Below are 18,460 nucleotides of genomic sequence, written 5' to 3'. Positions count from 1 at the left end.
TATTGCTGAAAACCCTTCTGGCAGAAACCTCACTCACCCAAAATGCCCTAAATCAATGGGACAGAGACGGCGCATACTGAAGTTCGCAAGGATGACCGGATCGAGCGTCTGGAGAAGCTGGTCGCCGCTTTCAAGCAAGCAGCATTCGGCCGCAAATCCGAGAAGGCCGATCCTGAACAATTCGATCTCGCATTGGAGGACCTGGAAACGGCCATCGCGGCCATCCATGCCGAAGATGAAGCCGATAGCCCCTCTGAGAAGCCGCAGCCTAAACCCCGTGCCACCAATCGCGGCTCCCTTCCTGCTCATCTTCCTCGCGTCGAGGAGATCATCGAACCAGAAAGCCTGATCTGTGCTTGCGGCGGAGGCCTGCACTGCATTGGTGAAGACGTCTCCGAGCGGCTGGATGTCATTCCGGCGCAATTTCGCGTCCTCGTCACGCGTCGTTCTAAATATGCTTGCCGTGCCTGCACCGACGGCGTTTCTCAGGCTCCAGCGCCTGCAAGATTGATCCACGCCGGGTTACCGACGGAGGCGACCATTGCGCATGTGCTGGTCGCAAAATATGCCGATCACTTGCCGCTTTACCGACAGGTCCAGATCATGAGCCGCCAAGGCGTTGATCTCGACCGCTCCACGCTCGCCGACTGGGTCGGCCGAGCAGCATTCGAACTCCGCCCGGTCTTCGACGCTCTGATCGCCGACCTGAAGCGGTCCACCAAGTTGTTCATGGACGAGACCCGTGCGCCAGTCCTTGATCCTGGCTCCCGCAAAACCAAAACTGGATACTTCTGGGCGCTGGCCCGCGATGACCGACCGTGGGGCGGAGGTGCTCCGCCTGGTGTGGCCTTCACCTATGCTCCAGGTCGCGGCGGACAGCATGCCGAACGGATATTGCAGGGGTTCACGGGCATCCTTCAGGTTGACGGCTACGCGGGATATAATCGGCTGATCGCGCCGGATCGTCTCGGTTCCGACGTCAAACTCGCCTACTGTTGGGCGCATGCAAGGCGGAAGTTGGTCGAGGTCACCCGCACCGGTTCGACGCCGATTGCAGAGGAAGAGGTGAAGCGGATTGGCGAACTCTATCGCATAGAAGCAGAGCTGCGTGGTCTCGACGCCGACGCTCGTTTGGCTCGACGGCAGGAACGATCAGCGCCATTGATTGCAGACACGCGGGACTGGCTCACGCATCATCGTGCCCGCGTCGCTGGCAAATCGCCGCTTGGCGAAGCGCTTTCCTACATCGCCAAATACTGGGATGGCCTTTGCATCTTCCTGACCGACGGTCGGATCGAGATCGACAACAATACCGTTGAGCGGACCATTCGGCCGATAACATTAAATCGGAAGAATGCTCTATTTGCGGGACACGATGCAGGAGCGGAGAACTGGGCGACAATCGCCTCGTTGATCGAGACGTGCAAGCTCAACGCTGTCGATCCGTTCGCCTATATGACCGCCACGCTCACCGCCATTGTCAATGGTCACAAGCAGGGCCGGGTTGACGAACTCCTGCCGTGGAGTTTCACCGCAAGGTGAGATTTGCCGAAGAAGTCATCCCTCGGCAAAGGCCGATGAACTCAGCTTGAGATCACCCTACCATGGCGTCGTGTTCTCCGGTTCGACGAACGTCCCCGATGTCGTTGCAGTCAGCGCATACTGCACTGGCAGCCTTGCTCCTTCCTCGGGAGTCATATTGCCGTAGCCGGTCAGGTCGGTCTTGACGAAGCCGGGGCTGACCGAATTCACGATAACGCCGGTCTCTTTCAGTTCCTGGTGCAACTGGATCGTCAGCATGTTCAGAGATGCCTTCGATGCGTTGTAGCCGATGAACTGCTGCGAATAGTATGTCGATGTCGGATCGCCGTTCAGTGTTAGCGAACCAAGCGAGCTGGACACGTTTACGATGCGCCCGGCTGGTGACGTACTCAGCAGCGGCAGCACCGCCTGTGTCACAGCCAATGCGCCGATGAAGTTGACTTCCATCACTCTGCGAACAGCATCAATGGCCGCACGGCTGGGAGGAGCGTCTGCAAAATCAAAGATGCCAGCATTATTGACCAGGATGTCCAGGCGGCCATACGTCTCTGCAATAATCTGGGCTGCAGCAGTGATGCTCCGTTCGTCCGTGACGTCGAGCTGGACGCAGAAGGCATCAATGCCCTGCGACTTCAATTCTGCGGCCGCCGTAGTGCCACGATCCACATCCCGTGCACCGATCACGACCCTGACACCAGCCATGCCGAGTTGACGCGAGACTTCCAGACCAATGCCCTTATTGCCGCCAGTTACGAGCGCGACGCGTTCTTCCTTCATGCCTAAAGCCTTTCTTAATCTGCATTTTCAGTCATGATATGAAGAATTGTTCAGTTTGAGGATTCGCTTTTGATCTCTTCCGCACCACAAGCCTTGAAGCCCCGGAAACGACCGCAGCAACGACGCGCTTCGGCCACCCTCGACGCAATTTTCGAGGCAACCATTCAGCTTTTGGTAAAAAACGGTCTTTCGCAACTTACCACCACACGCGTCGCCGAGCGGGCGGGAGTGTCGGTCGGCACGATGTACCAATATTTCCCCCACAAACAGGCTCTGATCTATGCCGTCAACGAACGTTATCTGGAGCTGCTGGCCGAAAGGATCGAAGCCACTTGCCGCGAATGTCAGGGCAACCGTTCAGGCGACATGATCGAAGCGCTAATCGAAACCTACTGGGAAGCCAAAACCGATAAACCGGATGTTACGCGGGCCCTGTACCGATCTGTCGTGGAGATGGACAACGAGGCATTGATATCTGCCTTCGCGGCACGGACCGACGCGGCAGTTACCACCATGCTCGCAAGCGCTTCCGACAACGACGGTTCCGATGCAAGGTCGAATACGCGCACGCTGGTCACCATCATCTTCGGAGCGGTGCGAAATTCCTTCGAGCGAGGCCATTCCGGCGATGTTGCCGAGGACCTACGCCGACAGCTCGTGATCATGTGTCGAGGTTACCTTGAGAGGCATGTGAGATGACTTCCTCCAGACACCCCTAAATGCGACTTCTGGGCGAGATACGGTCAAGGTGATACCGAGACATCGCTTACGCTTAAAGCCTGACACGAACAAAATTCTTAACTAAGCATTCTCGTAGGGGAAAGTTATCCTGTTCTTTTTTTGTAACGATCAGGAATTATGCACCCGAATAAATTTTCTCAAGAACTAATAAATTTCTGGTTCTTTTCCGGTATGGACTCTTAAAATCTGTCTAATACGATGAGCCAATGTGAGGCAGCTTATACCAACGCATGCTAGGCAAAGCATCGTCACAATGTACACATCAAAAATGTTTTCTTGAATATCACTTCGAGCAAGAATTCCAGTACCTGAAACAGTAATACTCATAGTTCCAAATATTCTTAAGGCTCTCATAAGCTTAGAAAGATCGTATTCCATTATTTCCTCACACCAAAGATATCGACTAGATTTTTAACTTCATCCTGTAATGATGTATTTTTTAAAATTATATTGTCATATATTTGACGAGATAACTTCATAATTTTATCTGGCTCTAGGTATATTTCTCGTTTTGATAATTCTTCTAGAACGGAAACTACCGCTTGATCGTAAGTTTCTAGGTCTACAGTTTGCTGTTTTTCACCTGTCAAAAGCCAAAGAAGATCCGTTGAGGCTAATGCAGCCGATTGGATGAGAAGGCCAATTGGAGATTCACGCTGGCCCTGCTCATAATATTTGTAGGTACGATCAGAAATTCCAAGTTTTGCGGCCATCACACCCTGAGTGAAGCCTAGCTTGCGCCTCATTTCCAGTAATCGCAAACCAATGGCTTCTTTAGAACTTGACTCAAGTGAACGTTTATGCATTAAAGTGTCCAAATAGGCATTATTTTAACAGTTTGACGCTATTCTGCCTAATGGAGTGCACTTTGGCTACTACAAACTTGAATATTTCAGTTGTTGAGAAGCGGATGATGAAAGTTTCTGAAGCCGCTCATTATACCGGGTGTCCTGCATCCAAGTTTAAAAATATGTGTCCAGTGGTACCTGTTTTGTTAAGCGATGGAGGACTCCGATGGGACAAGCGGGATTTAGATTCATGGCTCGACAGCCTCAAAGAAAGCACATTACAGACAGATCGGCATAGAATTATTAGGCGCCTTTGATGACAAAAATTGACGTTAAAGGGTTTAAAATCTTCAAAGACCGCCATGGAAAGATGCGATGTTATCATCGTAAAACTGGCTATAAAGTTGATCTTGAACACTCCCCTTTAGGCACCGCTGAATTCTTCGTAGAATGCGAGAAAATAAGGGATCTCGCTCTCGCAAAGCAGAGCAATACGCCTAAACCTGGAACATTAGGGGGGTTAATATCTTTTTATATGCACACAGATCACTTTCACTCTCTCAGTGATAGAACCAAAACTGATTATCGTAAGCAAGTTTCTTTTCTATCTCCAATACTCGATACGCCTGCCCATTTGATCGATACGCCATTAATCGCTGGTATTCACGACCGAGCTTCAGAAAAAAGAGGCTGGCGTCAAGCCAATATGCTTCGGACGTTCCTGAGTGAAGTTTTTCGCTTTTGCAAACCTGCAGGATTGATCGATGGTAATTACGCGACAGACGTAATACCAAAACGGCGGCCAAAGAATCGACCTCGCGCAAATCGACCGTGGGATATATCAGAATTACTCTTTGTCTTGGAAAATGCTCCCCCTCAAATTGCTGCTGCCGTCGCCCTTATTGCGAATACCGGCCTTGATCCTTCCGACGCGTTAAAATTGCGCAGAGATGCAATCAAAGATGGAGTTATATGGGCGGATAGAGGAAAAACAGGCAATCCAGTTGCAATTCCTGTGCCGGAACGTCTGCAAACCATCCTGAATACTGCTCTTAATCATAACTCAATTACGGTGCTGGCCAGCACAAAAGATAAGCCATGGACTTATAATGGATTTTCAACTGTTTGGGGGCGCTGGAAGCGGAAGCAGGCTAACGACGGCTTGTTGTCGGTCGATGTGACCCTTAAGGGATTGCGCCACACCATGGCTACCATCTTGCGGGAAGCCGGGACCGACTTACGACAGATTGCTGACCTATTGGGGCAAAAAACGGAGAGTATGGCAAACTGGTATTCTCGCGATGCACAACTTGCGGAACGCAACCGTAAGACGATGACGATTTACGACATAGAAATCGAGCGGAGAACAAAAGCCGTCAAACCTTCAGCTAAATCTGTCAAACCAGAATTAAAAGGAAACTCTAAATGATTAAAAACATCAAAATTTTCAAATATTTAAATGGTGCCCGGAGGCGGATTCGAACCACCGACACGCGGATTTTCAATCCGCTGCTCTACCAACTGAGCTATCCGGGCATCCTGTCGCAAGCACTTGGTCTTGCTTGTGGCGGTGTTGGTGTCCGCCGGAAGTGGGTGGGTTATAGCATTAAATTTCGCGCTGTCCAGCACCGTATCGCATTTTTTATGCGCTTTTCTCACAGTTTCTCTAATGTTTTGATTTCACATCAGAAAAAGCGCCAAAAACCCTAATTCTCGCCCTCATCCTCGTCGCCCAGAGGCTTGCCGGGGATGACATAGCTTCCCGAAAGCCAACGATTGAGATCGATGCTTTTGCAGCGCGGCGAACAGAACGGATAGCTGTCACGCGCCGAAGGCTTGCCGCATTCCGGGCAAGGTCGTGTCGGGCGCAGCGGCGTCACGCGTGCGCCTGCTGCTGCGGATATGTCCTTCTTGCCGTTCATGGCTGAACCTTAAACTTTTCCGGTGCTCCAGTTGGCATAGACCGGATAATCACCGTCAGCCAGCAGGCTTACGGTTTCCTGAAGCGGCAGGCCGACCACATTGCTGTAGGAGCCGACCAGCTTGACGACAAAACTGCCTGCAAGGCCCTGTATGGCGTAGCCGCCAGCCTTGCCGCGCCATTCCCCGGAAGAGAGATAGGCGTCGATCTGCTGGCGCGACAGGCGCTCAAAGCGCAGGCGTGTTTCCACCAGGGTCTGGCGCAGATTGCCGTTCGGCAAAAAGAGGCAGACGCCCGTAAAGACCTTATGGGTACGGCCCGACAGAAGACGCAGACATTCACGCGCCTCATCGGCGGTTTCCGCCTTGGGCAGAATACGCCGCCCGACCGCGACGACCGTATCGGCCGCGAGCAGGAAGGGCTTGACGAAATTGGCGTCGCTTTTCAGTTGCGCCAACGCCGCTTCAGCCTTTTCACGCGACAGACGACGCGCCAGCGAGCGGGGATGCTCGCCACGCTGCGGCGTCTCGTCTATGTCCGCAGGCTGGATATGATCCGGCTCGATACCGGCCTGCCCAAGCAGTTCGATCCTGCGAGGAGACCCGGAAGCCAGAACCAGCTTATGTTGCGCAACTGTCGTCAAGAACACCCCCGAAACGGCTGCCCGTGCGTGATAAGCTTACTTGAAGCGGTAGGTGATGCGACCCTTGGTCAGATCGTAAGGGGTCATTTCGACCAGAACCTTGTCACCAGCCAGAACGCGGATACGGTTCTTACGCATACGGCCAGCCGTATGAGCGATGATTTCATGTTCGTTTTCGAGCTTCACGCGGAACATTGCATTCGGCAGCAGTTCCGTAACAACACCCGGAAATTCGAGGACTTCTTCTTTCGCCATGCGATACCTGTTTCTTTCTTCGATAAAAGCGTCCGAAAATGGACTCTGATCCTAAATTTGGCCGGAACCTATATGATTAGGCGGCATTTGTGAACAACGGAATTCCGTGAACTTATTTCGGGCTGAAACGCTGCAAAATCTGCGTCTTCAACCGATCCCGCACATCGCGATAAGCATTCATGATCTGCTCGCGGCTGCCGGTGACCAGCGTGGGGTCTGGTGTCGGCCAATATTCCACATCCACGGAGAAACCGCGCATGCGCTCCAGCACCGTATGGTGGGCAAGCGGTGTCAGCGTCACAATGAGATCGAAATAGCCGTCGGCCAGTTCTTCAATGCCCCGCGGCTGGCGGTCGTCGAGCGAAAGACCCTCTTCCGAAAGCACCGCATCCACGAATGGATCGCGTTCGCCCCGTTTCACACCTGCAGAAGCCACATATATATTGGGCGGCAGCAGCTTTCTTGCAAGAAGTTCGGCCATCGGCGAGCGGATCGCGTTCTTGCCGCAGACGAAAAGCAGGGATGACGGCAGTTTCTGTTTCGGGCCGCCATCGCCCTCTCCATCATCCTGCGCGCTTTCAACATCAACGGCGACCATGCAGGCTCAACCTCGCCAATGCAGCACGCAGACAAGCGTGAACAGTCGCCGCGCCGTGTCAAAATCGACTTCGATCTTGCCCTTCAGCCGCGCCTGCAAGGTTTGCGACCCTTCATTATGCAGTCCGCGCCTGCCCATATCGATGGCTTCGATCTTGCTTGGCGTGGCCGAGCGGATCGCCTGATAATAGCTTTCGCAAATCATGAAATAATCGCGCACCACGCGGCGCAGCGGGGTCAGCGACAATATATGCGTCGCCACATCGTCCCCGCTTTCGCGGCTTATGGCAAAGATCAGCCGCGTTTCCATCAGCGACAGCTTCAGCCTGTAGGGACCGCCGGTCTCGTCGCCAATCGGGTGAAAGGAATTCTCCTCGATCAGATCGAAAATCGCGACCGCGCGTTCATGCTCGACGTCAGGCGTCGACCGCCCGATGGATTCATCGAGCTCGACATCAACAAGACGGGCATTGGGAACGCCAGCGGTCATGATGCCTCATAGATTGAGCCGGATGGCGACTGACTTGGCGTGCGCGTCAAGACCTTCGGCGCGCGCGATTTCGATGGCAGCAGGGCCGAGAACCCGCAACTGGTCCGGGCCAAGCTTCAAAAGCGAGGTGCGCTTCATATAATCAAGCACATTCAGGCCCGACGAGAAGCGGGCCGAGCGCGCCGTCGGCAGCACGTGATTGCAGCCGCCCACATAATCGCCGATCACTTCCGGCGTGTGCGCGCCGATAAAAATGGAACCGGCATTGCGGATTTTCGGCAGCAGCGCTTCCGGGTCGGCGACGGCGATTTCCAGATGTTCGGCAGCGATACGGTTGGCGAGCGGAACCGCCGCCTCGAAATCCTCCACGAGAATGACCGCGCCGAAATCGCGCCAGCTTGCCGTGGCAGTTTCAGCACGCGGCAGCGTCAACAACTGACGCTCAACCGCCGCTTCCACATCCTTGGCCAGCGCTTCGTCATTGGTCATGAGGATGGATTGTGCGGCAGTGTCATGCTCTGCCTGCGCAAGCAGATCGGCAGCGATCCAGTCCGGATTGTTGTCCTTGTCGGCAATCACCAGAACTTCCGACGGACCAGCGATCATGTCGATGCCGACCGTACCGAAAACAATACGCTTGGCAGCCGCGACATAGGCATTACCGGGGCCGACGATCTTGGCGACCGGCTTGATGGTTTGCGTGCCATAGGCAAGCGCGGCAACGGCCTGTGCCCCGCCGACGCGGTAGATTTCCGAGACGCCTGCGAGACGCGCTGCAACCAGCACCAGCGGATTGAGAATACCGTCGGGTGCGGGAACAACCATGACGATGCGCTCGACGCCCGCCACCTTGGCGGGCACGGCATTCATCAGAACCGAGCTTGGGTAACTGGCCGTGCCGCCCGGCACATAGAGGCCAACCGCCTCGATTGCCGTCCAGCGCGAACCAAGCTCGACGCCAAGCGCATCCGTGTAACGGTCATCCTTGGGCAACTGTCGCGCATGGTGGCTTTCAATGCGCTCATGCGCCAGTTTCAGCGCTTCGACGGTGGATGCGGGCGCAACTTCAAAAGCCGCGTCGATTTCAGCTTCCGTGATGGCAATGCCGGTCTTTTCCAGATCGATACGGTCGAAGCGGCGCGAATAGTCGATCAGCGCCGCATCACCTTCGCGACGCACGCGCTCGACGATTTCGCGGGCTGCGCGGTCCACGTCTTCCGAAACTTCGCGCTTGCCGGACAGAAAGGCTGCGAATTGCTGTTCGAAGTTCGGATCGGTTTGTCTGAGCGTCGTGACCACGCTTTTATTCCTCTAAATAGTCCAGATAAGAGCAATCGCCCGCATGGCAGCAGACGCGATGCATCGAAGTTACATTGTCATACGCCGTGACGCGGGAGCGATTCCGTTTCCCAGGCCGCGCCCAGATCCGTCAGCTGCGCTTCGATGCATTCCACCGAAAGACGGATAGCGGCATTTGCCGAGAATGTCAGTTCTATTGTGCCTGCAGGCGCTTCGCCGGGGACAAAACCGATCGTCAGCAGCGACAGGACATCATCCTGCTTCTGGCGGTCGATGCCAGTAGCCTTGGCGGCAGTGACGCGGTTGAAATGCAGAGCGGCGCGGCGGCGCTGATATTGCGGCTTGCGCAGGAATTTCGGCCGCGCCTCTTCCCAGACGAAACGGTTCGCCGTCAATAAAAAGCGCTGCTCTTTGGCGATAAATTGCAGATCGGAGACTTTGAGAACCGCGTCCTGAAGATGGGCGGACAGGACCTGTAAATCCTCTTCATCCAACGCCACAAGCTTCAACATATCCATGGTCCGCACCGATTTCCTGTCATGTTCAAAACAACCGCCCGACATCGCATCCAGATTGGCGACATGGTTGGTTCACGAAGCAACTTTGCTCAATGGTTTGAGACAACTTTGCCCAATAACTTTGCATGTCGGCAGAAAAAAATCGACAGGCTTTTCAAGCCTGTGATCAATCAGCGTGCCAGAATGAAAAAGCCGGAGCTTGATTTAAGCTCCGGCCCTTGCCGATTATCCGCTGATGCGTTCGACATTCGCGCCGCAACGCGAAAGCTTTTCTTCCAAACGCTCGAACCCGCGATCCAGATGATAGACGCGGTTGACGACGGTTTCGCCTTCAGCGGCAAGGCCCGCAATAACCAGCGATACCGATGCGCGCAGATCGGTCGCCATGACCTGAGCGCCCTTGAGGCGTTCCACGCCTTCAACGGTCGCCGTCTGGCCAGACAGCGAAATCTTCGCGCCAAGACGCGCCAGTTCCTGCACATGCATGAAACGGTTTTCAAAGATCGTTTCGGTGATGTGCGACGTGCCCTTGGCCTTGGTCATCAGGCCCATGAACTGCGCCTGAAGGTCGGTCGGGAAACCCGGGAACGGATCGGTCGTGACATCGACCGGATGGATGCCATGGCCGTTGCGCACAACGCGCAGGCCGCTATTGGTCTCGGTGATTTCCGCACCGGCCTGACGCAGCGTATCGAGCGCCGAGGAAAGCAGGCTTTCTTGTGCGCCTTCGAGCAGCACGTCACCGCCGGTCATGGCGACAGCCATGGCATAGGTGCCGGTTTCGATACGGTCAGGAATGACGCGCACACGCGCGCCGGAAAGGCTGGTTACGCCCTGCACATGGATCGTGCCGGTGCCTGCACCCGTGATCTTCGCGCCCATTGCATTGAGGCAGTCGGCAAGATTGACGACTTCAGGCTCACGCGCCGGGTTTTCGATGATCGTTTCGCCCTTGGCGAGAACTGCGGCCATCAGCATGACATGCGTTGCGCCGACCGAAACTTTCGGGAAGCGATAGCGCCCACCGACAAGACCGCCCTTCGGCGCACGCGCCTTGGCATAGCCGTTTTCGATGTCGATTTCGGCACCCAGCGCCTGCAGGCAATCGAGCAGCAGATCGACGGGACGCGTACCAATAGCGCAACCGCCCGGCAGGGACACGGTTGCTTCGCCCATACGCGCCAGAAGCGGGCCTATGACCCAGAAGCTTGCACGCATTTTCGAGACCAGCTCATAAGGCGCGGTGGTATCGACGATGTTGCGGGCTGTGAAATGGATGGTGCGGGAATAAGCGCCGTTCTGGTGTTCGCGGCGGCCATTGACCGAATAATCAACGCCATGATTGCTCAGAATGCGGATCAGCTGCTCGACATCGGCCAGATGCGGCACGTTTTCGAGCGTCAGCGTATCGTCGGTCAGGAGCGAAGCGATCATCAAGGGCAGCGCGGCATTTTTTGCGCCCGAGATCGGAATGATTCCATTCAGCTTATTACCGCCGACGATTTTGATGCGATCCATGCTGTTTCCCCTTCTGGGCCGGGGCTTCTCCCCCGGTAATCGATTTGAAGCCGTTGGAACGCGTTTCGATCGGGATAATCGGATCGACACTCCAACTGTTTGTTTTCAAGCACATCTTATCCGAAAACCGGTTCACCCTTTTCGGGATGTGCTGTTGCTGCTACCTGAACGGCGCGACGGCGATACATGACAAATGACGAGTCTTGCGGCGGAATTACGTTCGAAGGCGAATCGCTTTCGAACGACAATGGCAACCGAGAACAGAAAAGCGCTTTTACCTTAGCCGACGTTTCTCTTCAAGAAAGGCTTTCCAAGCTAAAGCGAACTCTTATTTGGTCGGATGATGCCCTATTCCTTTTCTTGCCCCGCTTCTTTCCCGGCGCTGGCAATGCCGTCGGTGCGCTCATCCGCTTCGCCGGAGCGTCGCGAGCGTGACTGTTCCTTGCGGCGCATCAGATTCGCGCGCAGCTGATCGGCCAGCCGCTTTTTTTGGCGGTCCAGCTGGTTTTGTCGTTCCTGATTGATCGGTTTTTCGCTCATGAGCCGTGTTTACTACGAGAAAAAGCGCCGGAAAAGCGGCTTGAAGCGCAGCTATACGCAGATTTCCACATTATGTGAAAAGAAATGCATTTGGTCGCTTGCGATTTGCGCAATGATGTGTCAGAAGTCCGCCGCACTCAAGAGAATGCTGCGGTAGCTCAGTGGTAGAGCACTCCATTGGTAATGGAGAGGTCGAGAGTTCAATCCTCTCTCGCAGCACCATTCATCTCTTTGATTTGGCAAATTTTCCCTGAAAATTGATCACGAATGTCACGGCTTTGTGCGATAGCATTTTAGCGCATTCTTACCCGTTGTTTTTTCATCGGATGGTCGAAGATCGCCGGTGAAACATTGGCGTCCAGCCTTTGAAGAAATGGGAAACTCAGGAGAGGATATTTTATGCTGTGGACCTTGTTCGGCATTCTTTCGGGTGCCTGCATCGCCATTCAGGCGCCGATCAATGCAGCTCTTGCGCGCGGACTTGGCTCCCCACCGACTGCCGCTGCGATTTCATTTCTGGCAGGTGCAGTCATTCTCGCCATCGTCTCGACCATAACCGCAAAGGCGACCGGCAACCTTCCCACATTCAATGTACCCGCAGGCTGGCTGTTCGTCGCGGGCGGCGCGCTGGGCTGTATCTATGTCACCGCATCGATCCTGCTGACACCGCGCATCGGCGCAGCAGCCGTGATGGGCCTTGCCGTGGCCGGGCAGTTGATGGCCGGTCTACTTGCTGACCGCATCGGCTTCATGGGCGTCGCCGTGCGAGAGATCACCGCCGGACGTGTCGCAGGCGCCGTGCTCCTGCTTACCGGTGCCCTGATGATCCGCTTTCTGTAAAAGAAAACGCCGCGCTTCAAAGCGCGGCGTTTTCGTATTCGTTAAGGCATTGAAACTGGCTCAACCCTTGAAAGTATAGTCCGCAATCGACTGCGGCTTCATCTCGATGGAGAAGCCCGGCAGCGACGGCGGCATATAGGCCGCGTTCTTGATCACGCACGGGTCGATGAAATGCTCGTGCAGATGATCGACATATTCGATCACACGGCCTTCCTTGGTGCCCGAAACGGCCACATAGTCGATCATCGACAGATGCTGCACATATTCGCACAGGCCAACGCCGCCCGCATGCGGCCAGACCGGCTTGCCAAACTTGGCGGCCATCAGCAGCACGGCCAGAACTTCATTCAGACCGCCCATGCGGCACGAATCGATCTGGACGATGTCGATGGCGCCTTCCGCGATGAACTGCTTGAACATGATGCGGTTCTGGCACATTTCACCGGTCGCGACTTTCACGTCGCCAATGGCTTCGCGAATCTTGCGATGGCCTGCCACATCGTCCGGGCTGGTCGGTTCTTCAATGAAGAACGGCTTCGAGAAGGCCAGCTTGTTGACCCATTCGATCGCCTGATCGACTTCCCAGACCTGATTGGCGTCGATCATCAGATAGCGGTCCGGACCGATCACTTCGCGCGCGATGGTCAGGCGACGGATATCGTCTTCGAGATCACGGCCGACCTTCATCTTGACGTGGTGGAAACCCTCGTCGATGGCTTCCTGGCAAAGACGGCGCAGCTTGTCGTCGTCATAGCCGAGCCAGCCGGCAGAGGTCGTGTAGCAGGCATAGCCTTCGGCCTCGAGCGTGGCGATACGCTCGGCCTTGCCGGCTTCCGCCTTGCGCAGGATCGCGACGGCTTCGTCACGCGTCAGCGCATCGGTGAGATAGCGATAATCGACGATGTCAGCGATTTCTTCCGGTGACATGTCGGCGACCAGCCGCCATACCGGCTTGCCTGCCTGCTTTGCAGCCAGGTCCCAGAAGGCGTTGACGACAGCGCCGGTGGCAAGATGCATGGCGCCCTTGTCCGGGCCGATCCAGCGCAGCTGGCTGTCGCCGGTCAGGTAACGCCAGAACTTGCCGGGGGCTGCGAGGAAATCATCCATCGAAGCACCCACGACCAGATGACGCATGGCGAGAATCGCCTGACAGCAAATGTCGTTGCCGCGTCCGATGGTGAAGGTAAGGCCGTGGCCCTTCAGCGAGGCATCATCCGTATCGAGGATGACATAGGCCGCCGAATAATCCGGGTCCGGGTTCATGGCATCCGAACCGTCCAGACTTTGCGAAGTCGGGAAACGCAGATCGAAGACGCGCAGGTCAGTGATTTTCGTCATGATATATCCGTGATCAGGGCATGATCCCAAAACATGGGAACGGTTTTGGGACCATGCGTAAACAAAGCCTAGATGTCAGCGCGCACGTTCTGCTTCTGCGAGCCGAGGCCTTCGATGCCGAGTTCGACGACATCACCAGCCTTGAGGTAACGCGGCGGCTTCATGCCCATGCCGACGCCGGGAGGCGTGCCGGTGGAGATGATGTCGCCCGGCTGCAGGGACATGAACTGCGAGAGATAGGAAACGAGGTAGCGAACGCCGTAAACCATGGTCTTGGTCGAGCCGTCCTGCATGGTTTCACCGTTAAGAGTGAGCCACATTTTCAGGTTCTGCGGGTCAGCGACTTCGTCCTTCGTCACCAGCCATGGGCCGGTCGGACCGAATGTGTCGCAGGACTTGCCCTTGGTCCACTGACCGGCGCGTTCGATCTGGAAAGCGCGTTCGGAAACGTCATGCAGCGTGCAGTAGCCAGCGACATAATCCAGCGCATCGTCTTCCGAAACGTATTTCGCGGTCTTGCCGATGACGATGCCGAGCTCGACTTCCCAATCGGTCTTTTCCGAGCCGCGCGGGATGAGAACGTCATCATTCGGGCCGACGATGGCCGAGGTGGCCTTCATGAAGATGACCGGCTCAGGCGGCACAGCCATGCCGGATTCGGCTGCGTGGTCGGCATAGTTGAGGCCGATGCAGATGAACTTGCCGGTGCCTGCAACGCAGGGGCCGAGGCGCGGATTGCCTTCAACCTTCGGCAGCGAATTGACGTCGACCGCGCCAAGCTTGGCCAGCGCGTCGGGGGCAAGAGCCGCACCGGAAAGGTCGCTTACATGGGCGGAAAGATCGCGGATCGCACCATCGGCATCGAGAATGCCGGGCTTTTCCTGACCGGCTTCACCGTAACGAAGAAATTTCATGAGTTTACTCCTTTGGGGGTAGCTGGGGCGAACTTAGATAGTCCAGCCGCCATCAATGTTATAAGCTTGTCCGGTCGTGTAGGTCGCACCAGCGAGATAAACGGCGAGATCAGCGATTTCTTCCGGCTGGCCGATGCGGCCAATCGGCTGGCGGGCGATGAACGCCGCGCGCTGCTCTTCGTAATCGCCCTGCGAACGCAGACGGTCCTGCAAGGACGGGCTTTCGACCGTGCCGGGGCAGATCGCGTTGCAGCGGATGCCCTTGGCAACATAATCGGCAGCGACTGCCTTGGTGAGACCGATAACGGCGGCCTTGGTGACGCCATAGGCGAAACGGTTCGGCACGCCCTTCACGCTCGATGCGACGGAAGCCATGTTGACGATGGCGCCGTCCTTGCGCTCCAGCATGCCCGGCAGCACGGCGCGGATGGTGCGGATCATTGCCTTGACGTTGAGATTGACGGCGAAGTCGAGGTCTTCGTCCTTCATTTCGAGGATGGAACCGCCATGAACGACGCCTGCGCAGTTGAACAGGATGTCCACCTGACCGATTTCGGCTACAAGTGCGTTCACTTCCGCCTCGTCAAGCACATTGAGCTTGCGGGTGATGATACCGTTGACGCCTTCGATTTCCTTGAGGGCATCGGTGTTGATGTCGGTCGCATAGACTTTGGCACCCGCTTCTGCGAAGGCCAGCGCGCTGGCGCGGCCAATGCCTTGTGCTGCGGCTGTCACCAGCGCGGTTTTTCCATCAAAGCGTATCGTCATTTTCAAGCCTTCCGTTCGACAAGCAGGATGTGGTCACAAGCGAGCACCACTTCGTCCCGCTGATTAAGCACTTCGCAACGTTCCGTCACGCGTCCCATAGTGGCGCGTTTTGGATCGTCTTCCTTCGCACTGATCGTAACCCGCGTGCGGATCGTATCTCCGATATGCACCGGACGAATAAACCGCAAGCGATCATAACCATAGGAGAAAGCAACCGGGTTGATCAACGTCGCCGTGAGGCCGACGCCAATGGCAAAAATCATGGTGCCATGCGCGATGCGCTGGCCGCCGGGCAAGGTCTTGGCGAATTCCGCATCCATGTGATGCGGGAAGAAATCGCCCGTATGCCCGGCATGGACCACGAAATCCGTCTCTGTAATCGTGCGGCCCGTGGTGAGGCGCACATGGTTCATTTCATAATCTTCGTAATATATTTTCTGCTCGGCCATGGTCAGACCTCCGGTTTTGCAGCAAGCGGCGTGGCGGGCGCGGCGCTCGATTGATAGGCGGCCTCGACAAGCGCCATGGTGTGCCAGGCATCTTCGACCGAGCCGAGGAGTTCGGCATCCTCGCCGCAAGCGAAACGCTGCAACTGCGCCATGCGATTGAGGAAAGCGTCCGGGAACCAGGCCCCTTCAAGCGGCACGGAAACCCAGTCTTCGGCACCCTTCGACTTGATCCAAAGCTCGTCCGGTTCGCCGCGCGGATAGTCGAGATTGACGCCCAGTTTCACATAGGCCGCACCCTCGGTCCCGCAGATGCGGAATTCGCAGGCCTGAAACTTGCGCCCGAAATCATGATCGTGGTTGACCGACAGCGCGCAGCGAACGCGGTCGCCATAATCCAGAATTGCAGCCGTGCGCGTCTGGGCTACGTCGTGGTTCGGATGGCCAATGGTCTTGGCGTGAACGCCGAGAGGATCGCCCAGCAGACCGCGGACGAAATCCAGATAATGGATCGAGTGCATGGCGATTTCGATGCGTGGCAGACCTTTCAGGAAAGGCCACAGACCCCATGGCGTGGCAAGCGCCAGCCAGGCGTCAAAATCCACCACTTCGCCCAGCAAGCCCTTATCGACGGCGTCATAAAGCGCGAGCATCATCGGCGCGAAACGCAGCTGAAAATTCACCGCCGCCTTCAGATTACGCGCGCGGCAGACTTTGAGAATTTCCGTCGCGGCGGCGAGGTCGCTGCCCATCGGCTTCTGGATCAGAACAGCCGCACCTTTCGGCAATTGCGACAGGATTTTCGCATGGGCTGATGGCGGCGTCGCCAGATCGAAGATCGCGCCTTCGACGGCAATCGCTTCCTCGGCGCTGGCAAAAGTCTTGACGCCCCACTGGTCGGCAAGCTCCCGCGCCTTGTCCAGATCGGGATCGAAAATACCGGCAACCGGAAAGCCGCCCTTCTTGTAGGCGGGCAGGTGCGCGTCGCCGACAATGCTGCCCGCGCCAAAGATCACGATGGGTTTTGGCTTGGTGGGCTTTGCCCACCACTGGCGCAACTGCGTCGGATCGAAAGCCTCAGTCATGATGGAACACCTCTTCCATCATGGCCCACCACTCGCCCTCTTTGCGGGTTTCGAGCGGCTTCTGGCAGGGCATACAGAAGGACCACCATTCCTGATTTTTCGGATTATCGGCCATCTTCTTCATGTCGGCCTCAAAGTCGGTGCCGACATATTCCCATGTGCCGAACAGGAGATTTTCCGGCTCTTTCAGAAAGATCGTATAGTTGGTGATGTTGCACTCGGTAATGAGAGCCAGAATTTCCGGCCACACGGCGGCGTGCAGCTTCTTGTATTCTGCGATCTTTTCCGCATTGAGTCCGATCACCATGCCCATTCTTTGTGCCATTACGACCTCACGATCTCGCGGGTAAACTCGGAAATCGAACGGCTACGCACTGCATCCCAATCCCATTCGATGCCGATACCCGGCTCGGACGGGGCAATGGCGCGACCGTCGCGAATTTCCATGCCCTTGGTGGTGAGGTCGTCGAGCTGCGGAATATATTCGACATAGCGACCGTTCTGCACCGCGCAAACGAGGCTGACATGCAGTTCCATCAGGAAGTGCGGACAGACTGGAATGTCGAATGTTTCCGCCGCATGGGCGACTTTCAGCCAGGGCGTGATGCCGCCAATGCGCGCCACATCCACCTGCACGATGGAGCAAGCACCCTTCTGCATATATTCGCGGAAATGGCGGATCGAATAGATGGACTCGCCCACCGCAATCGGCGTCGGGGTGGAGCGCGTCAGGCGGATATGACCGTCGAGATCGTCGGCCGGAAGCGGTTCTTCGATCCATGCCAGATCAAGCTCCTTCAGGCGCTCGGCACGACGAATGGCTTCATCAACCGTAAAACCCTGATTGCAATCGGTCATGATCTCGAAGCCGTCGCCCAGCGCCGCACGCACGGCGGACAGGCGCGCATAATCTTCAGAACCGTGCGGCTTGCCGATCTTGACCTTGGAGCCGGTGAAGCCCTTGGCCTTGGCCTGCAACGCGTCCTCGACCAGCGCTTCCTTCTCGATATGCAGCCAGCCGCCTTCGGTCGTGTAGAGCGGGCAGCTTTCCTTGGCCCCGCCCGCAAGCTTCCACAGCGGCAGACCCTGCTTCTTGGCGCGCAGATCCCAGAGTGCGGTATCGACCGCAGCCAGCGCCAGCGCGGTGATCGCGCCGATGGTCGTGGCATGGGTTGCGAATTCCAGCTTGCGCCAGATGGCTTCGATGCAATCAGCATCCTCGCCGATGATGAGCGGCACGAGATGGTCGCTCAACAGGCGCATGACCGACGAACCGCCGGTGCCGATCGTATAGCTGTAGCCGGTGCCGACCGCGCCGTCGCTGTCGGTGATGGTGACAATCGGCGTTTCCTGGCTGACGAAGCTCTGGATCGCGTCGGTGCGCTTGACCTTCGGCGGAAGGTCAACCATGCGCAGTTCAACTTTTTCAATACGTGCCAT

At 56.3% G+C, this 18,460-nt stretch carries 22 protein-coding genes and 2 tRNA genes; 5 read left to right on the top strand and 19 right to left on the bottom strand.

Going from position 1 to position 18,460, the window contains the following annotated elements; genetic code table 11:
* Positions 1 to 51: 51 nt before the first annotated feature.
* On the top strand, positions 52 to 1,542 hold the full coding sequence (locus HWD97_RS06080; protein ID WP_371834876.1) for an IS66 family transposase: 1,491 nt from the start codon (positions 52 to 54) through the stop codon (positions 1,540 to 1,542).
* A gap of 57 nt (positions 1,543 to 1,599) precedes the next feature.
* On the opposite strand, the gene HWD97_RS06075 is transcribed toward HWD97_RS06080, so the two are convergent.
* Positions 1,600 to 2,319, bottom strand: coding sequence for an SDR family oxidoreductase (locus HWD97_RS06075; protein WP_151558793.1), 720 nt, complete (start codon positions 2,317 to 2,319; stop codon positions 1,600 to 1,602).
* Positions 2,320 to 2,388: 69 nt separating this feature from the next.
* Here HWD97_RS06075 and HWD97_RS06070 point away from each other — a divergent pair, with 69 nt between their 5' ends.
* On the top strand, positions 2,389 to 3,018 hold the full coding sequence (locus HWD97_RS06070; protein WP_371834871.1) for a TetR/AcrR family transcriptional regulator: 630 nt from the start codon (positions 2,389 to 2,391) through the stop codon (positions 3,016 to 3,018).
* Between the two features lie 419 nt (positions 3,019 to 3,437).
* On the opposite strand, the gene HWD97_RS06065 is transcribed toward HWD97_RS06070, so the two are convergent.
* On the bottom strand, positions 3,438 to 3,866 hold the full coding sequence (locus HWD97_RS06065) for a helix-turn-helix domain-containing protein (protein WP_371834870.1): 429 nt from the start codon (positions 3,864 to 3,866) through the stop codon (positions 3,438 to 3,440).
* Positions 3,867 to 4,164: 298 nt separating this feature from the next.
* Here HWD97_RS06065 and HWD97_RS06060 point away from each other — a divergent pair, with 298 nt between their 5' ends.
* A complete protein-coding gene (locus tag HWD97_RS06060) occupies positions 4,165 to 5,277 on the top strand; it encodes a tyrosine-type recombinase/integrase (protein WP_371834869.1) in 1,113 nt (370 codons plus the stop codon).
* Between the two features lie 31 nt (positions 5,278 to 5,308).
* Here HWD97_RS06060 and HWD97_RS06055 read toward each other — a convergent pair.
* From HWD97_RS06055 to HWD97_RS06010, 10 genes are all read right to left on the bottom strand, one after another.
* Positions 5,309 to 5,384 (bottom strand) — tRNA-Phe (locus HWD97_RS06055).
* A gap of 170 nt (positions 5,385 to 5,554) precedes the next feature.
* Positions 5,555 to 5,770, bottom strand: a complete 216-nt coding sequence (gene yacG / locus HWD97_RS06050) for a DNA gyrase inhibitor YacG (RefSeq protein WP_109368259.1) — start codon at positions 5,768 to 5,770, stop codon at positions 5,555 to 5,557.
* A 9-nt stretch (positions 5,771 to 5,779) separates the two neighbouring features.
* On the bottom strand, positions 5,780 to 6,412 hold the full coding sequence (locus tag HWD97_RS06045) for a Maf-like protein (RefSeq protein ID WP_109370155.1): 633 nt from the start codon (positions 6,410 to 6,412) through the stop codon (positions 5,780 to 5,782).
* 36 nt (positions 6,413 to 6,448) lie between these two features.
* Positions 6,449 to 6,667: a translation initiation factor IF-1 gene (gene infA / locus HWD97_RS06040; RefSeq protein WP_002965531.1), complete on the bottom strand. Its 219-nt coding sequence runs from the start codon at positions 6,665 to 6,667 to the stop codon at positions 6,449 to 6,451.
* Between the two features lie 112 nt (positions 6,668 to 6,779).
* Positions 6,780 to 7,265 (bottom strand): low molecular weight phosphatase family protein, encoded by a 486-nt coding sequence (locus HWD97_RS06035; RefSeq protein WP_235858902.1) that lies wholly within the window; start codon positions 7,263 to 7,265, stop codon positions 6,780 to 6,782.
* A gap of 6 nt (positions 7,266 to 7,271) precedes the next feature.
* Positions 7,272 to 7,754 (bottom strand): UPF0262 family protein, encoded by a 483-nt coding sequence (locus HWD97_RS06030; RefSeq protein WP_109368258.1) that lies wholly within the window; start codon positions 7,752 to 7,754, stop codon positions 7,272 to 7,274.
* A gap of 6 nt (positions 7,755 to 7,760) precedes the next feature.
* Positions 7,761 to 9,053, bottom strand: a complete 1,293-nt coding sequence (gene hisD / locus HWD97_RS06025; RefSeq protein ID WP_121537210.1) for a histidinol dehydrogenase — start codon at positions 9,051 to 9,053, stop codon at positions 7,761 to 7,763.
* 77 nt (positions 9,054 to 9,130) lie between these two features.
* Complete coding sequence (locus HWD97_RS06020; protein WP_109368256.1) at positions 9,131 to 9,571, bottom strand: DUF2948 family protein; 441 nt, start codon at positions 9,569 to 9,571, stop codon at positions 9,131 to 9,133.
* A gap of 225 nt (positions 9,572 to 9,796) precedes the next feature.
* Positions 9,797 to 11,089 (bottom strand): UDP-N-acetylglucosamine 1-carboxyvinyltransferase, encoded by a 1,293-nt coding sequence (murA, locus tag HWD97_RS06015; RefSeq protein WP_078337866.1) that lies wholly within the window; start codon positions 11,087 to 11,089, stop codon positions 9,797 to 9,799.
* A gap of 348 nt (positions 11,090 to 11,437) precedes the next feature.
* On the bottom strand, positions 11,438 to 11,629 hold the full coding sequence (locus HWD97_RS06010; RefSeq protein WP_109368253.1) for a hypothetical protein: 192 nt from the start codon (positions 11,627 to 11,629) through the stop codon (positions 11,438 to 11,440).
* 147 nt (positions 11,630 to 11,776) lie between these two features.
* Here HWD97_RS06010 and HWD97_RS06005 point away from each other — a divergent pair.
* Both HWD97_RS06005 and HWD97_RS06000 read left to right on the top strand, forming a co-directional pair.
* Positions 11,777 to 11,851 (top strand) — tRNA-Thr (locus tag HWD97_RS06005).
* Between the two features lie 177 nt (positions 11,852 to 12,028).
* Positions 12,029 to 12,469, top strand: a complete 441-nt coding sequence (locus HWD97_RS06000; protein ID WP_109368252.1) for a DMT family transporter — start codon at positions 12,029 to 12,031, stop codon at positions 12,467 to 12,469.
* A gap of 60 nt (positions 12,470 to 12,529) precedes the next feature.
* Here HWD97_RS06000 and HWD97_RS05995 read toward each other — a convergent pair whose 3' ends face one another.
* The 7 genes from HWD97_RS05995 to HWD97_RS05965 all read right to left on the bottom strand — a co-directional run bounded on the left by HWD97_RS05995 (position 12,530) and on the right by HWD97_RS05965 (position 18,460).
* On the bottom strand, positions 12,530 to 13,807 hold the full coding sequence (locus tag HWD97_RS05995; RefSeq protein WP_121537206.1) for an L-fuconate dehydratase: 1,278 nt from the start codon (positions 13,805 to 13,807) through the stop codon (positions 12,530 to 12,532).
* A 68-nt stretch (positions 13,808 to 13,875) separates the two neighbouring features.
* Positions 13,876 to 14,721 carry a fumarylacetoacetate hydrolase family protein gene (locus HWD97_RS05990; protein WP_121537204.1) on the bottom strand — a complete coding sequence of 282 codons (846 nt, stop codon included), beginning with the start codon at positions 14,719 to 14,721 and terminating at the stop codon, positions 13,876 to 13,878.
* Between the two features lie 33 nt (positions 14,722 to 14,754).
* Entirely contained in the window at positions 14,755 to 15,489 is a 735-nt protein-coding gene (locus HWD97_RS05985; RefSeq protein ID WP_121537202.1) for an SDR family oxidoreductase, read from the bottom strand.
* 2 nt (positions 15,490 to 15,491) lie between these two features.
* Complete coding sequence (locus tag HWD97_RS05980) at positions 15,492 to 15,938, bottom strand: MaoC/PaaZ C-terminal domain-containing protein (RefSeq protein ID WP_078337859.1); 447 nt, start codon at positions 15,936 to 15,938, stop codon at positions 15,492 to 15,494.
* Between the two features lie 2 nt (positions 15,939 to 15,940).
* Entirely contained in the window at positions 15,941 to 17,020 is a 1,080-nt protein-coding gene (locus tag HWD97_RS05975) for a Gfo/Idh/MocA family protein (protein WP_109368248.1), read from the bottom strand.
* On the bottom strand, positions 17,013 to 17,345 hold the full coding sequence (locus HWD97_RS05970) for an L-rhamnose mutarotase (RefSeq protein ID WP_109368247.1): 333 nt from the start codon (positions 17,343 to 17,345) through the stop codon (positions 17,013 to 17,015). The genes HWD97_RS05975 and HWD97_RS05970 overlap by 8 nt, the downstream gene beginning before the upstream one ends.
* The gene (locus HWD97_RS05965) at positions 17,345 to 18,460 is read right to left on the bottom strand and encodes a mandelate racemase/muconate lactonizing enzyme family protein (RefSeq protein ID WP_109368246.1); all 1,116 of its coding nucleotides are present in this window, start codon (positions 18,458 to 18,460) and stop codon (positions 17,345 to 17,347) included. The genes HWD97_RS05970 and HWD97_RS05965 overlap by 1 nt, the downstream gene beginning before the upstream one ends.

It is taken from the genome of Ochrobactrum sp. C6C9 (genome assembly GCF_022627935.1).
Taxonomy (GTDB): domain Bacteria; phylum Pseudomonadota; class Alphaproteobacteria; order Rhizobiales; family Rhizobiaceae; genus Brucella; species Brucella teleogrylli.
This window is presented reverse-complemented; position numbering and strand designations above follow the sequence as displayed.

Excerpts from the sequence above, each read along its gene's own strand:
- HWD97_RS06060 (WP_371834869.1), top strand. The coding sequence starts at position 4,165 with ATGACAAAAATTGACGTTAAAGGGTTTAAAATCTTCAAAGACCGCCAT.
- HWD97_RS05995 (WP_121537206.1), bottom strand. The coding sequence starts at position 13,807 with ATGACGAAAATCACTGACCTGCGCGTCTTCGATCTGCGTTTCCCGACT.
- HWD97_RS05990 (WP_121537204.1), bottom strand. The coding sequence starts at position 14,721 with ATGAAATTTCTTCGTTACGGTGAAGCCGGTCAGGAAAAGCCCGGCATT.
- HWD97_RS06065 (WP_371834870.1), bottom strand. The coding sequence starts at position 3,866 with ATGCATAAACGTTCACTTGAGTCAAGTTCTAAAGAAGCCATTGGTTTG.
- infA (WP_002965531.1), bottom strand. The coding sequence starts at position 6,667 with ATGGCGAAAGAAGAAGTCCTCGAATTTCCGGGTGTTGTTACGGAACTG.
- yacG (WP_109368259.1), bottom strand. The coding sequence starts at position 5,770 with ATGAACGGCAAGAAGGACATATCCGCAGCAGCAGGCGCACGCGTGACG.
- HWD97_RS06020 (WP_109368256.1), bottom strand. The coding sequence starts at position 9,571 with ATGGATATGTTGAAGCTTGTGGCGTTGGATGAAGAGGATTTACAGGTC.
- HWD97_RS06030 (WP_109368258.1), bottom strand. The coding sequence starts at position 7,754 with ATGACCGCTGGCGTTCCCAATGCCCGTCTTGTTGATGTCGAGCTCGAT.
- HWD97_RS06010 (WP_109368253.1), bottom strand. The coding sequence starts at position 11,629 with ATGAGCGAAAAACCGATCAATCAGGAACGACAAAACCAGCTGGACCGC.
- HWD97_RS06075 (WP_151558793.1), bottom strand. The coding sequence starts at position 2,319 with ATGAAGGAAGAACGCGTCGCGCTCGTAACTGGCGGCAATAAGGGCATT.
- murA (WP_078337866.1), bottom strand. The coding sequence starts at position 11,089 with ATGGATCGCATCAAAATCGTCGGCGGTAATAAGCTGAATGGAATCATT.
- HWD97_RS06000 (WP_109368252.1), top strand. The coding sequence starts at position 12,029 with ATGCTGTGGACCTTGTTCGGCATTCTTTCGGGTGCCTGCATCGCCATT.
- HWD97_RS05965 (WP_109368246.1), bottom strand. The coding sequence starts at position 18,460 with ATGGCACGTATTGAAAAAGTTGAACTGCGCATGGTTGACCTTCCGCCG.
- HWD97_RS06035 (WP_235858902.1), bottom strand. The coding sequence starts at position 7,265 with ATGGTCGCCGTTGATGTTGAAAGCGCGCAGGATGATGGAGAGGGCGAT.
- HWD97_RS05980 (WP_078337859.1), bottom strand. The coding sequence starts at position 15,938 with ATGGCCGAGCAGAAAATATATTACGAAGATTATGAAATGAACCATGTG.
- HWD97_RS05985 (WP_121537202.1), bottom strand. The coding sequence starts at position 15,489 with ATGACGATACGCTTTGATGGAAAAACCGCGCTGGTGACAGCCGCAGCA.
- HWD97_RS05975 (WP_109368248.1), bottom strand. The coding sequence starts at position 17,020 with ATGACTGAGGCTTTCGATCCGACGCAGTTGCGCCAGTGGTGGGCAAAG.
- HWD97_RS05970 (WP_109368247.1), bottom strand. The coding sequence starts at position 17,345 with ATGGCACAAAGAATGGGCATGGTGATCGGACTCAATGCGGAAAAGATC.